This is a genomic window from Marinobacter oulmenensis (genome assembly GCF_014201735.1).
GTDB lineage: Bacteria > Pseudomonadota > Gammaproteobacteria > Pseudomonadales > Oleiphilaceae > Marinobacter > Marinobacter oulmenensis.
The window spans coordinates 45184-58960 of sequence record NZ_JACHFE010000007.1; the positions used below are offsets into that span (position 1 = coordinate 45184).

10 protein-coding genes are annotated in these 13777 nt (G+C 60.8%); 2 read left to right on the top strand and 8 right to left on the bottom strand.

Features of this window, described 5'->3' with window-relative positions; all coding sequences use genetic code 11:
• Positions 1–25: 25 nt before the first annotated feature.
• The 5 genes from ribD to HNR38_RS13370 all read right to left on the bottom strand — a co-directional run bounded on the left by ribD (position 26) and on the right by HNR38_RS13370 (position 7011).
• Complete coding sequence (gene ribD, locus HNR38_RS13350) at positions 26–1141, bottom strand: bifunctional diaminohydroxyphosphoribosylaminopyrimidine deaminase/5-amino-6-(5-phosphoribosylamino)uracil reductase RibD (RefSeq protein ID WP_183705093.1); 1116 nt, start codon at positions 1139–1141, stop codon at positions 26–28.
• On the bottom strand, positions 1138–1656 hold the full coding sequence (nrdR, locus tag HNR38_RS13355) for a transcriptional regulator NrdR (protein ID WP_183705102.1): 519 nt from the start codon (positions 1654–1656) through the stop codon (positions 1138–1140). The genes ribD and nrdR overlap by 4 nt, the downstream gene beginning before the upstream one ends.
• Before the next feature lie 64 nt (positions 1657–1720).
• Positions 1721–2974 (bottom strand): serine hydroxymethyltransferase, encoded by a 1254-nt coding sequence (gene glyA / locus HNR38_RS13360; RefSeq protein WP_183705104.1) that lies wholly within the window; start codon positions 2972–2974, stop codon positions 1721–1723.
• A gap of 175 nt (positions 2975–3149) precedes the next feature.
• Complete coding sequence (locus tag HNR38_RS13365) at positions 3150–4280, bottom strand: cytochrome-c peroxidase (protein ID WP_221275820.1); 1131 nt, start codon at positions 4278–4280, stop codon at positions 3150–3152.
• 10 nt (positions 4281–4290) lie between these two features.
• Positions 4291–7011 (bottom strand): TonB-dependent receptor plug domain-containing protein, encoded by a 2721-nt coding sequence (locus tag HNR38_RS13370; protein ID WP_183705108.1) that lies wholly within the window; start codon positions 7009–7011, stop codon positions 4291–4293.
• Positions 7012–7308: 297 nt separating this feature from the next.
• Here HNR38_RS13370 and ettA point away from each other — a divergent pair, with 297 nt between their 5' ends.
• On the top strand, positions 7309–8970 hold the full coding sequence (gene ettA / locus HNR38_RS13375; RefSeq protein ID WP_183705110.1) for an energy-dependent translational throttle protein EttA: 1662 nt from the start codon (positions 7309–7311) through the stop codon (positions 8968–8970).
• A gap of 72 nt (positions 8971–9042) precedes the next feature.
• Positions 9043–10419 carry a DNA repair protein RadA gene (gene radA / locus HNR38_RS13380; protein ID WP_183705113.1) on the top strand — a complete coding sequence of 459 codons (1377 nt, stop codon included), beginning with the start codon at positions 9043–9045 and terminating at the stop codon, positions 10417–10419.
• Positions 10420–10606: 187 nt separating this feature from the next.
• Here the strand turns inward: radA and HNR38_RS13385 are convergent, their stop codons facing one another.
• The 3 genes from HNR38_RS13385 to HNR38_RS13395 all read right to left on the bottom strand — a co-directional run bounded on the left by HNR38_RS13385 (position 10607) and on the right by HNR38_RS13395 (position 13744).
• Positions 10607–10975 carry a PilZ domain-containing protein gene (locus HNR38_RS13385; RefSeq protein ID WP_183705115.1) on the bottom strand — a complete coding sequence of 123 codons (369 nt, stop codon included), beginning with the start codon at positions 10973–10975 and terminating at the stop codon, positions 10607–10609.
• A 163-nt stretch (positions 10976–11138) separates the two neighbouring features.
• Positions 11139–12203: a uroporphyrinogen decarboxylase gene (gene hemE / locus HNR38_RS13390; protein ID WP_183705117.1), complete on the bottom strand. Its 1065-nt coding sequence runs from the start codon at positions 12201–12203 to the stop codon at positions 11139–11141.
• A 122-nt stretch (positions 12204–12325) separates the two neighbouring features.
• Positions 12326–13744, bottom strand: a complete 1419-nt coding sequence (locus tag HNR38_RS13395; RefSeq protein WP_183705118.1) for a glutamate synthase subunit beta — start codon at positions 13742–13744, stop codon at positions 12326–12328.
• Between the last annotated feature and the right edge of the window lie 33 nt (positions 13745–13777).

Sequence of the window (13777 nt, forward strand, 5' to 3'; positions counted from 1 at the left end):
AGACCCGGTGAAGTGGATTGAATGGTTAACGCGGAACCAGAATCAGGCGCTGGTCATCGCCTACCTGGCGACGGTCCTGGACCCGCCACTGAATTTTGTCGGCCATGGTTTCCAGGGCCAGATGTGCGGTCGGTCGTCCGGTACTTCCCAGGAACACTGGCGCCTGGTAGAGCCAGAGTTCATCCACCAGGTTTTCGCGCACGAAGGTCCCGGCCAGGGTGGGCCCGGCTTCAACCAGCAGTTCGTTGATCCCCAGTTCCCCAAGGGCATCCAGAAGCTCGGGCACATCCACGCCGTTATCACGCCAGGCGACACCGGTCAGGCTGATCCCCAGGGCCGCCAGATCCTGGGCCTGGCCCGATGACAACGCGGAGCTGGCACAGAATATATGCACATTCCCGCCCTGCAGGATTCTCGAGGTGGGCGGCGTACGGGCATCCCGGTCGGCAATCACCCGAAGCGGCTGCCGGGAAGGATCCGTGGCGTCACCGATGTCCCCCATTTCATCCCGCCTGACCGTCAGGGACGGATCGTCGGCGAGCACGGTGCCCACCCCGGTCAGGATGGCATCGCTCATGGCCCGCAGTCTCTGTACATCACCCCGGGCCGCCGCACCGGTGATCCACTGGCTTTCGCCGGAGGCCATGGATGTTCGTCCGTCCAGACTTGCCGCCATTTTCAGGCGCACCCAGGGCCGGCCACGGGTCATGCGTTTCATGAAGCCGGGATTCAGTCGTGCCGCTTCGTCAGCCATCAGCCCTTCCGAGACCTTGATGCCCACTTCCCGGAGCATCTCAAGGCCCCGCCCGGCCACCGCCGGATTGGGGTCCAGCGTTCCCACAAAGACCTGGGCCACACCGGCATCAATCAGCGCCTTGGCGCAGGGCGGCGTACGGCCATAGTGACTGCAGGGTTCCAGGGTCACATAGACCGTGGCGCCACGGGCATCGTGGCCGGCCTGACTGAGCGCCTGAACCTCGGCATGGGCTTCGCCGGCACGCTCATGCCAGCCTTCCCCAACGATCCGGTCGCCTCGCGCAATCACGCAGCCAACCCGGGGATTGGGGTGGGTGGAGTAACGCCCCCGCCATGCCAACTGGATGGCCCGGGCCATCATTGCCCTTTCACGGTCGAGAATCATGAATCGCTCTTGTCCGGATTGCCATCAGCCAGAACCCGGGCAACATCCACAGCGGTCTCGCCGTTGCCCTGGGACAGTCGCTCGATTTCTTCCTTGAACTCATTGATGTCCTGGAAGCTCCGGTAAACCGAGGCAAAACGGACATAGGCCACCTTGTCCAGTTGCTTGAGTTCGGTCATGACCTCTTCGCCCAGCTGACGCGACTGGATCTCGCGTTCTCCGGTGGCCCGCAGGCGGTAGCGGATGTGGTTGAGGGCCGCATCGATACGCTCAATGCTGACCGGGCGCTTCTCCAGTGCTTTCATCATGCCGGCCCGCAGCTTGTCTTCATCAAACGGCTGACGGGTCCCGTCCTCCTTCACCACACGGGGCATGACCAGTTCCGCGCTTTCAAAGGTGGTAAACCGCTCATGGCAGGAGAGACACTCCCTGCGGCGACGCACCTGGTCGCCTTCGGCCACCAGGCGTGAATCAATCACCTTGGTATCCGCTTCACCACAGAAAGGACAATGCATAAGAGATGCTCCGGAAAGGACAGCCGGCAGGGTTGATCCTGCCGGCTGCAGAATTAAACAGGGATCAGCCGTAGACCGGGAACCGGTTGCAAACGGCTTCGACCTGTTCCTGAACACGCTTGATCACGGCTTCGTCGTCAAGGTTGTCCAGAATGTCACACATCCAGCCTGCCAGGTCACGGCACTCGGCTTCGCCGAACCCGCGGGTTGTCACCGCCGGCGTGCCAATGCGCAGACCGGAGGTCACAAACGGCGAACGCGGGTCGTTCGGTACCGCATTCTTGTTCACGGTGATGTGGGCCCGGCCCAGAGCCGCATCCGCATCCTTACCGGTGATATCCTGTTTGATCAGGCTGACCAGGAACAGGTGGTTCTTGGTGCCACCGGACACCACATCGTATCCACGCTCGATGAACACCTCGGCCATGGCCGCAGCGTTTTTGACCACCTGCTGCTGGTAGGCCCTGAACTCGTCGCTCATGGCTTCCTTGAAACACACCGCCTTGGCCGCGATCACGTGCATCAGCGGGCCACCCTGGCCACCCGGGAAAACGGCGGAGTTCAGTTTCTTCTGCAGGTCGGCGTCGTCACAGGCCAGGATCAGGCCGCCACGGGGGCCGCGCAGGGTCTTGTGGGTGGTGGTTGCCACCACATGAGCGTGCGGGACCGGGTCCGGGTAAACGCCAGCGGCGACCAGACCAGCAACATGGGCCATATCCACAAACAGGTAAGCACCCACCTTGTCGGCGATCTCACGGAAGCGGGCAAAATCCAGTTGCTGGGAATAGGCAGAGAAGCCGGCAATGATCATCTTGGGCTTGTGCTCAACCGCCAGCGCCTCGACTTCATCGTAGTCGATCAGGCCGGTCTCGGTATTGATTCCGTACTGGACGGCGTTGTAGATCTTGCCGGAGAAGTTCACGGTCGCACCGTGAGTCAGGTGGCCACCGTGGGCCAGGCTCATGCCCAGTACCGTATCGCCCGGCTTGAGCAGCGCCATGAAGACGGCAGAGTTGGCCTGGGAACCGGAATGCGGCTGGACGTTGGCGTAGGCCGCCCCGAACAGCTCCTTGGCGCGGTCGATGGCCAGCTCTTCCGCCTTGTCGACAAATTCGCAACCGCCGTAGTAGCGCTTGCCGGGATAGCCTTCCGCGTACTTGTTGGTCAGCACGCTGCCCTGGGCTTCCATCACCCGTGGGCTGGTGTAGTTCTCGGAAGCAATCAGTTCGATATGGACTTCCTGGCGGTTGCGCTCCGCCTCCATTGCCGTCCAGAGTTCATCGTCGTAGCCGGCGATTTTCATATCACGATTAAACATGGAAGTGCTGCCCCTGTCTGAGTGGCTGGCCCGGAGTGCTCGCAGGCAGGCCGGACCCCTGAAAAATTGGGCAGCCATTCTATCCCGAAAGCGGGTTAAAAATCATCCTTTATGACGTCCGCAGATACCGGCACGCCTGTTCTTCATGGCCGGAACCTGGCGCCAGAACGAATGGCTATTCAAGCTCTTCGGGCGGGTCCATATAGGGCATGTGTCCGTCCAGCGACTCGAGAAAGGCCTTAAGCGCCTCAATGTCCTGTTCGTCCAGATCCAGCGGCTGGATCAGCGGTGACAGTTGGGCGGTGGGGATGTCGTTGCCCTTGTCCTCCAGTTCGGCATTCTGCCACCAGCCCATATTGTAAAGCGCCATCAGCATGTCCACATCCTCAACCATACCGCTGTGAGTGAACGGTGTCGTGGACAGGGCCCCACGCAGGCTGGGCGTGCGGAAGGCTCCAACATCGGCAGCCTCGCCGGTCACCCGGTAGCGCCCCTGAAAGTTGCCGACGTTATGGAAAGACGTACCCAGATGGTGATAGTTGCCGTCGCTTAACTGAGGGCCGTGATGACAGTTAATACAACGTGCCCGGGTCCGAAACAGATGCAGCCCCCGGATCTGCTGATCGGTCAGCGCCCCTGAATCCCCCCGCATGAAGCGGTCGAAGTCCGTGTTGGCCAACCGCAGGGTGCGCACGAAGGTAGCGATTGCAGCCGCAATCCGGTCCGCCGTCACCGCCTGGTCACCAAACGCCTCGGTAAACAGAGGCTGATAACCCGCGATGGCCTGAATTCGCCCAACCGCCGCGGGTAGCTCCGCCGCCATCTCGCGGGGATTGGTCCAGCTGGCAACGACCTGCGCCTCCAGGCTGGCAACCCGGCCGTCCCAGAAGATTTCCTCCAGATAGGCGGCATTCACAACCGTCGGAGCGTTCATGTCCCCCTCCAGCCGGTTGTGGCCGATGGACTGTTTGCGCCCATCCGCCCATCCCAGGTCCGGGTCATGGCAGGAGGCACAGGCGATCTGGCGGGAGCGGGACAGTCGGCGGTCAAAGAAGAGCTGTTTGCCCAGCACCTTCCTGGCCTCGGTGTAGGGATTATCCTCCGGAAACGGTATCTCATCCGGGAGCGGCGCCAGGGGGTCATACGCTACCCCATCATCCACCATCGCGGGCGGCCATGACGCCTGACCTGAACGGTACGTCTCAACCAGTCCCTCGTCCGAGGCGGCGGTGGCCGAGGAGGCAAGCAGCACCATGAGGACACGCACCCGGCGCTTGCCCCTTGCAGACGTTCCACTCACCGACATATCACGCCACTCAGAACCGATAGCCCATTTCCAGCCAGTACTGCCGGCCCAGGCCATACAACTGGATGCCGGATTCGGAACTGATGACGTTGTCATTGTCGGTGACGTTAATCACATCCACTTTCAGGTACGGGGAGGATTTGCCTCCCAGCAGGTTGGCCTCAACGCTCAGATCCCAGCGAATCGTACTGCCCTGGTCCTCAATCTCGTACTCATCGAGCCCGGTCGCCGGATCTTCCCCGGTCCGCTCCAGATAACGGTAGCCGTTGGTAAAGGCCAGCCCGTTCACCATCGTGATACGGTGGTCAAACAACCCGGTGACAACATCCAGATTGGCGGTCACCGGCGTGGCGAAATCATCGGCCGGCAATTCCCTGCGCGCAATCCGGGAGCCCTTGAAGATCACATCCTCATCCGGGTCCAGCGCGGACTGATAACCTCCGGAATCGTCCCCGTAATCCGCATCGGTCTCCTTGTCCATCCAGGACATCGAGGCATTGACGTGCCAGGAGGAGTAGCCCCATCGCATGGCATGGGAACGCCAGTATAGGTCCACCTGCCGGGTTTCGCTGGCACCGGAATTGGCATACCAGTCGATGTCGGTATCCGGATCCGTTTTCGTGCGAATCTGATCATGCCCTTTACGCAGCACGGCCTGCAGCCCGAACTGACCGGTAAGGAAAGGGCCGTAGACACCGGCGCTCAGTTCATCGTCGTACGGGGTATCCAGGTGACGGTAAGTCCATTCATCCTCTGGCGCTACATCCACGAACGGGGCACTCGGGTCATAGGGTGCCGTGCGCTGACGTTTGCTCCTCAAATCCCGCTCTTTCTCGCGAAGGCGGTAGGTCAGAAAAGACTTGCCGTAGTAGCGGTTCGCACCGGCCCGAAACTCATAACGCTCGGCGTCATCGAGATGGAGGCCGGCCATCAGTCGGGGCGCAATGTTCGTGTTGCCCAGCCAGCCATCACGCTCGACCCGAACCCCTGGACGCCAGAAGAAGCGCCCGTAGTCCCCCTCCAGCTCGGCAAACAGGGCCGCGTTCAGGTTGGTGAAACTGATGTCTCCCTGACGGTAAATGACCTCTTCGTACAGGTGGTGATCCTCATAGGGCACCCCGTACACGCCGATCGCCGAGGCGGGCGGCTGGTAGGTCCGTTCGGTGTAGGGTGTATCCCGGTGCTGCTCATAGTGGGCCCATTTCAGTTCCAGGCCATAATTCACCACCGATGAGGCGGCTCCTAATGGCGTACTCAGCTCAATGTCGGTACCCAGGGTATGCTGGGTATTGGCCAGGTTGCCGTAGTTGCCGATGAACGCGCCCTCGCTGTAGAAGTTACGGCCGGTGTAGTTGTATAGGTAGTCGCGCTGGGTTTCCCGCTCATTGGTGCTTCGACCAGCACTCACATTGGCATCCAGGCGGGTCTCGCCAAGATACTGGCCGTAATTGACACTCAGGTTCAGGCCTTCAGTGTCCCGGTGGAAGTCTGACCCCAGATAGTTGATGAGAAAACTGTCTTCGCTGTAGTCGCTATAGGACAGCGAGGCGCTCAGATCGTAGGCGGTCTCCAGCGCATCCGCCCGAACGGTGAAAAAGCGGGAATGGTGATCCAGGCTCTTCGGGCCTTCAGCCTTGAAGATCAGACCGGTTTCCAGGAAATAATCGATATCGGTCGCTGCAAACTGTTTCTGGCGTGTGTGCGATCGCTTTTCACTGTAGCCTGCAAACACCCCGATATTGCCGACACGGGTCGCGCCCGACAGGGAAGTTTCCGATTTCCTGAACTCCGGCTGATACTCCCCCGGCGTCCCCGTCGGGTAGTTACCGGCCCCCGCCCCGAACTCGTCCTCCTGGTCCTCGTCGACGTGAAACTCCGTCCAGTCGCCGCTGGTCCGGCGATGACTGATCTCGAACTCGTCTTCCCCGGCGTAACTGCGCGTCTGTGATTTCACAACCCCGCCGGTAAACCCGCCCTCCCGGGCCGAGGCATTGATGTCGATCACTTCAACCGACGACAGGAAATCCGGGTCGATAAACAGCGCCTGGGAATGGCCTTCGACCTGGGTGCGACTCGGCACCTGGCTTCCGGCAGAGCGACCGTAAGCCGGATCCAGAAAACTGTCGATGCTGGCCCCATCCAGCATAATGTTGTTCTGGTAGGGGGCGGCCCCGCGGATGGAAAACTCCGCCGGCTTGAGATCGCTCTGCTGAAGGCTTGAACTGGCCGAGTCCGACACCCGGACCGAAGGAATCACACTCAGCGTCTCGGCAAGATCCGAACGCACGGTACTGCGGACATCCTCCGATTCGAGCCGCTGTACACCCGGCTCGGCGGACCGACCCAGCACAAGCACCGGAGCCAGCGTTGCCACATCGCCATCTGATGGGCCCGAAGGCAGCAGGCGAAAGCCCTGCCCTTCCACGTCGGCAACATGCAACTCACTACCCTGAACAAGCCGCTCCAGAACCTGTCGGGCCGTCAGTCCGCCCGACACCAAAGGGGCCATGCGACCGGCGGGCAGGGTTTCCGGCACCCGCACGGTCACACCAAACAAGCTCTCGACCCTTTTCAGGGACTCCATTAGCGGGCCGGCGGGTATCTGCACCTCAACCACGCGATTAACCGAACGGCTATCAGAGACCTGAGCATGGACCGGCACGGCCCCGGACAGAGAAAAGGCAAAAATGGCACTGCTAACAAGGGTTGGCTTGGCAAAAGACTTCGACATGCGGGAAGGTCACTCCATGTAGACGGGCGCGGCGGCTCTACAGGAGAACGGCCAACAACAGGCACGCAATACTACATGATAATTATTTTTATTCGCAACAGAGGCAATTGCCGCCCGCTCCCTGGTCAACCCGATTGCTATCCCCACCCTGTTTCGATACCTTACCCGGTCAACAGCCAAACAGGTCGCCGTGATTCGTCACGCCGGCAGTGGAGAGCCTCAGACAGCTTCCGGGCGCCCCGGAACTGTTCGACGCCTCTGACCGTTTTTCCCCAAATACCGAAGGATTCTGCCAACATGGCCCAATACGTATACACCATGAATCGCGTGGGCAAGGTGGTTCCGCCCAAGCGCGAAATCCTCAAGGACATTTCCCTGAGCTTCTTCCCCGGCGCCAAGATCGGCGTTCTCGGCCTCAACGGCGCCGGTAAATCCACTCTGCTGCGGATCATGGCGGGCGTGGACCAGGACTACATTGGTGAGGCCCGGCCGCAGCCCGGCATCAATGTGGGCTACCTGCCCCAGGAACCGGAACTGGACGAAGAGAAAACCGTCAAGGAAATCGTCGACGAAGCGGTTTCCCACGTTCACAACGCCCTGGCCGAACTGGACCAGGTTTACGCCGCCTACGCCGAGCCGGATGCCGACTTTGACGAACTGGCCAAGAAACAGGGCGAGCTGGAAGCCATCATCCAGGCCACCGACGGCCACGACATCGAACGCAAGATGGAAGTGGCGGCCGACGCCCTGCGCCTGCCACCCTGGGACCAGAAGGTGAAGGTGCTCTCCGGTGGTGAACGCCGCCGTGTGGCCCTGTGCCGCCTGCTGCTGTCCGGTCCGGACATGCTGCTGCTGGATGAGCCCACCAACCACCTGGACGCCGAATCCGTGGCCTGGCTGGAGCGCTTCCTGCACGACTACGACGGCACCGTCGTCGCCATCACCCACGACCGCTACTTCCTCGATAACGTGGCGGGCTGGATTCTGGAGCTGGACCGTGGCCACGGTATTCCGTTCGAAGGCAACTACAGCCAGTGGCTGGAGAACAAGGAGAAACGCCTGGAAATGGAGGCCAAGCAGGAGGCTTCCCACCAGAAGGCGGTCAAGCAGGAACTGGAGTGGGTGCGCTCCAATGCCAAGGGCCGTCAGTCCAAGAGCAAGGCCCGCCTGGCCCGCTTCGAGGAGATGAGCTCCCAGGAATTCCAGAAACGCAACGAGACCAACGAACTCTACATTCCGCCCGGACCTCGCCTGGGTAACAAGGTGATCGAGGTTGAGGGCATCAGCAAGTCCTTCGATGATCGCCTGCTGTATGAAGATGTCTCGTTCAGTGTGCCGCCCGGCGCCATCGTCGGCATCATCGGTGGTAACGGGGCCGGTAAGTCCACCCTGTTCAAGATGATCGGCGGCTACGACAAGCCGGACTCCGGCGAGATTGTCGTGGGCGAGACCGTGGAACTGGCCTACGTCGACCAGATGCGCGACCTGGACGGCGACAAAACCGTCTGGGAAGAGCTTTCCGACGGCCAGGACATCATCAAGGTCGGCAACTACGAGACCCCATCACGGGCCTACGTGGGCCGTTTCAACTTCAAGGGCAGCGACCAGCAGAAACGGGTTGGCGACCTGTCCGGTGGTGAGCGCAACCGCCTGCACCTGGCCAAGCTGCTGAAACAGGGTGGCAACGTGCTGCTGCTGGACGAACCCACCAACGACTTGGACGTGGAAACCCTGCGCGCCCTGGAAGAAGCCCTGCTGAACTTCCCGGGTTCCGCTCTGGTGATCTCGCACGACCGCTGGTTCCTGGACCGTGTTGCCACTCACATCCTCGCCTTTGAGGATGACGGCGAAGTGGTGTACTTCGAGGGCAACTTCAGCGAGTACGATGAAGACTTCAAGAAGCGCAAGGGCGATTCCGCCATGCAGCCCAAACGCATGAAGTACAAGAAACTGGCCTGATCGGCCGCCCAGGCCGGCTGCTCCCAGCCGGCCCTCTCCCTCCCTTCTCCCCGGCAAAACGGAACCCTGACCATGGCCAAAGCCAAAACCGCCTTTGTCTGTACCGAATGTGGCGCCGACTATTCCAAGTGGCAGGGCCAGTGCACCGCCTGCCAGGCCTGGAATACCATCAGCGAGGTCCGGGGCGTGGCAACGCCTGGCAAGGGCGCCCGCAGTGCCCGCTTTGAGGGGTACGCCGGCAGCCTGTCCGAGGTCAAAAGCCTGGATGATGTAAGCCTGGCGGAACAGCCCCGTATCAGCACCGGCATGAAGGAGTTCGACCGAGTGCTGGGCGGCGGTCTGGTGGAAGGCTCGGCAGTCCTGATGGGCGGCCACCCTGGCGCCGGCAAAAGTACCCTGCTGCTTCAGGCGGTGTGCCAGCTCGCCTCGCAAACTTCGGCGCTCTACGTCACCGGTGAGGAATCCCTGCAGCAGGTGGCCATGCGCGCCAAACGCCTGGATCTGCCGACGGCCGACCTCAAGATGCTGTCGGAAACCAGCGTTGAGCGCATCATGCAGGTGGCCGAGACGGAAAAGCCCCGGATCCTGGTGGTCGACAGTATCCAGGTCATGCATATGGCGGACATTGAGTCCGCCCCGGGCTCGGTCTCCCAGGTGCGGGAAAGCGCCGCCTACCTGACCCGCTTCGCCAAGCAGACCGGCACCATTCTGCTGCTGGTCGGGCATGTCACCAAGGACGGCAGCCTCGCCGGGCCGAAGGTGCTGGAACATATGATTGACTGCTCCATCCTGCTCGAAGGCTCCAGCGATACCCGCTATCGCACGCTTCGCGGCATCAAGAACCGGTTCGGTGCGGTCAATGAGCTGGGCGTGTTCGCCATGCTCGAGCAGGGACTGAAGGAAGTGAAGAACCCCAGCGCCATATTTCTCAACCGGGGTGAGGACGCAGCACCCGGTAGTGTGGTGATGGTGGTCTGGGAAGGCACCCGGCCCATACTGGTGGAAATCCAGGCACTGGTGGACATGGCCCAGGGCAGTTACCCGAGGCGGGTTGCCGTCGGGCTGGACCAGAATCGTCTGGCCATGCTGCTGGCCGTGCTGCATCGCCATGGTGGCATGCACGTGGCCGATCAGGACGTGTTCGTGAATGTGGTGGGCGGCGTGAAGGTGGCCGAGACCAGTGCGGACCTGGCATTGCTGTCCGCGGTGGTGTCCTCGTTCCGCAACCGGGCCCTGCCCCAGGACCTGGTGATTTTCGGCGAAGTCGGGCTATCCGGCGAAATTCGCCCGGTGCCCAGTGGTCAGGAACGTATCTACGAGGCGGCCAAGCACGGCTTTACCCGGGCCCTGGTGCCCAAGGCCAATGTGCCGCGCAAGCCCGTCGAGGGGATGAAGGTGATTCCGGTGACCAAGCTTTCGGATGCCCTTACGGCGTTGGAGGAGCTTTAGGGTTTGGCCCAGCCTGCAGGTATCGGGAGCGACGCGGTGTAGGAGGCAGCTTTCCAAAAATTTTGAGGCCCAAGGATGGCCCGAAATAAGCGCACAGGGAAGTGCTTGTAGCGGTTTTTGGAAAGCTGCCTCCTACACCACTCTCTTCACCGTGCAGTTATCGTCTTTAAAGCCTCGCTTTAGACTATCAATCCAGCATATGAGCAAATTCCCGCTCCAGTAACGCTGGGTCGCCCAGGTTAAGCTCCACGAGCCTTTTCAGGTGGGTCACGCTGTCCAGGTCAATGTACTGGCATTTGAACCCCAAATGGTCGTCTTCCACGTGTTTGAGTTCGACCGCCATCACAATCCCGGTGTCATGATCGTCCAGATGAATCACCACTTCACACGGGTCGTTCAGGGGTACGTTCCAGCCTTCCGGGCGGTGTACCAGCACGCCCTGCAGTGAAATATCGAGCACAGTGGTGGTCCACACCTGCTCCTGCCAGTGAAGGTCACAGGTTGCGTCGAAATTGATGCGGTGAAACCGGCGTTTCTCGGGGGTATGGGTCGGCAAGGGGCGGCTCCTGATTCTGGATCTTGTTTACCAGAACTATAGACCCGGCCGGAACGGGAAGCCAACCCGGACAGAGCAGGACTCCCGCGACACCGCCCGGCCAGGAAAATGCCAAGCCGGGCGGCGTCAGGAGGGGTCAGGTTATCCCTGCCCCTGAAAGGACTTACTGATGGTACTGAGGGCTCAGCTCGACCACCGCCTCGATAAAGGCCGCTGCGTGGTCCGGATCCACATCCGGGGTAATACCATGGCCGAGATTGAAGATATGGCCGGGGCCCTGGCCATAGCGCTTGAGGATATCCGCCACTTCTTCACGGATACGCTCTTTCGGGGCGTACAGCATAGCAGGGTCCATGTTGCCCTGCAGGGCCACCCGATCACCCACGCGCCTGCGGGCTTCGCCGATGTCGGTAGTCCAGTCCAGGCCCACGGCATCGCAGCCGGAATCGGCAATGGATTCAAGCCACTGACCACCGTTCTTGGTGAACAGGATCACCGGAATGTGCCGGCCTTCTTTCTCGCGGATCAGGCCGTCCACAATTTTTTTCATGTAGCGCAGCGAGAATTCCTCATAAGCCCAGCCACTGAGCACGCCACCCCAGGTGTCGAAGATCTGAACCGCCTGGGCACCGGCACGGATCTGGCTATTCAGGTAGTCCGTTACCGAATCCGCCAGATGGTCCATCAGGCGATGCATCACCTCAGGCTGGCCATACATGAGCTTTTTGGCTTCAGCGAAGTTCTTCGAGGAGCCGCCTTCGATCATATAGGTCGCCAGGGTCCAGGGGCTGCCGGAGAAACCGATCAGCGGGACACTGCCGTTCAGGGCACCCCGGATGGTGGAGACCGCGTTCATCACGTAATCCAGATCCACCTCGGCGTTCAGACTCGGCAGAGCCGCCACATCGGCTTCAGATCGGATCACGTTGCGGAACTTGGGACCCTCTCCGGTTTCGAAATACAGGCCCAGACCCAACGCATCGGGAATGGTCAAGATGTCAGAGAACAGGATGGCGGCGTCCAGCGGAAAACGTTCCAGCGGCTGCAGGGTCACTTCACAGGCCAGTTCGGTGTTCTTGCACAGGCTGAGAAAATCACCGGCCTTGGCGCGGGTGGCACGGTATTCCGGCAGGTAGCGGCCAGCCTGGCGCATCATCCACACTGGGGTGCGGTCAACGGGCTGGCGCATCAGTGCACGCAGGAAGCGGTCATTTTTCAGCTCGGTCATAGAGATTCCAGTCGTCGGTAAGTGGTCAATGACAATGGTCGCCAATGATACCCCGTTTGTGACAATAAAAAAGGGCGGTCTTGCTCAGCAAGCCGCCCTTCTGACACCGGTCAAGACGTTAATCAGACATCCAGGTAATCCAGGATACCCTCAGCCGCCTGACGCCCTTCCCAGATGGCCGTGACCACCAGATCGGAGCCCCGGACCATGTCACCACCGGCAAAGATTTTCGGGTTGCTGGTCTGGAAGGCAAAGTCCGATTGCTCCGGCGCGGCCACACGACCGGAATCGTCGGTCTCGACTCCGTGCTCGTCAAACCAGGTCGCCGGGCTGGGCCGGAAACCGAACGCGACCAGCACGGCGTCGGCAGGGATCACTTCCTCACTTCCCGGGATAACCTCGGGCCGGCGACGGCCGTTTTCGTCGGGATCGCCCAACTGCGTGGAGACGACCTTGACGCCTTCAACCCGGTCTTCACCGATAATGGCGATCGGCTGCCGGTTGAACAGGAACTGGACGCCCTCTTCCTTGGCGTTGGCCACTTCCTTGCGGGAACCGGGCATGTTCTCTTCGTCCCGGCGATAGGCACAGGTGACGCTTTCGGCCTGCTGGCGAATCGAGGTCCGGTTGCAGTCCATGGCGGTGTCGCCACCACCGAGAACCACGACCCGCTTGCCCTTCATGTTGATGAAGTCGGATTCGTTTTTCTCAAAACCCAGGCGACGGTTCACGTTCGACACCAGGAACGGCAGCGCTTCATAAACGCCGGGCAGGTCCTCGCCGGGGAAACCACCCTTCATGTAGGTGTAGGTACCCATGCCCATGAAGACGGCATCAAATTCATCCAGCAGGTTTTTGATCTGGACATCCTTGCCGACATCCACGCCCAGGCGGAACTCGACACCCATCTCTTCAAACACCTTGCGGCGACGGGTCATGACGGATTTTTCCAGCTTGAACTCCGGGATGCCGAAGGTCAGCAGTCCGCCGATTTCCTGGTAGCGGTCGAAGACCACCGGCTTGACGCCGTTGCGTACCAGAATGTCGGCACAGCCAAGGCCCGCCGGGCCGGCACCGATCACCGCCACTTTCTTGTCGGTCCACTTAACGCGCGACATGTCGGGCTTCCAGCCCAGGGCGAACGCCGTGTCAGTGATGTATTTCTCCACCGAGCCAATAGTGACCGCGCCATAACCGTCATTCAGGGTACAGGCACCTTCACACAGACGGTCCTGCGGACAGACACGACCACAGACCTCCGGCAGGGAGTTGGTCTGGTGACACATCTCCACAGCCTTCATCACATTGCCCTCGGAGACCAGCTTCAGCCAGTTGGGAATGTAGTTGTGAACCGGGCACTTCCACTCACAGTATGGGTTACCGCAGGCCAGACACCGGTGTGACTGGGACGCGGCGTGGGTTTCGCTGAAGGGATGGTAAATCTCCGCGAATTCCCGCTTGCGCTTCCGGGCCGGCACCTTTTTGGGGTCAACCCTGCCCACTTCCATAAACTGAAAGTCATTGTTGAGACGTTCTTTCATAATGCTGCTCTCATCATTCGATTTCGACCGGGC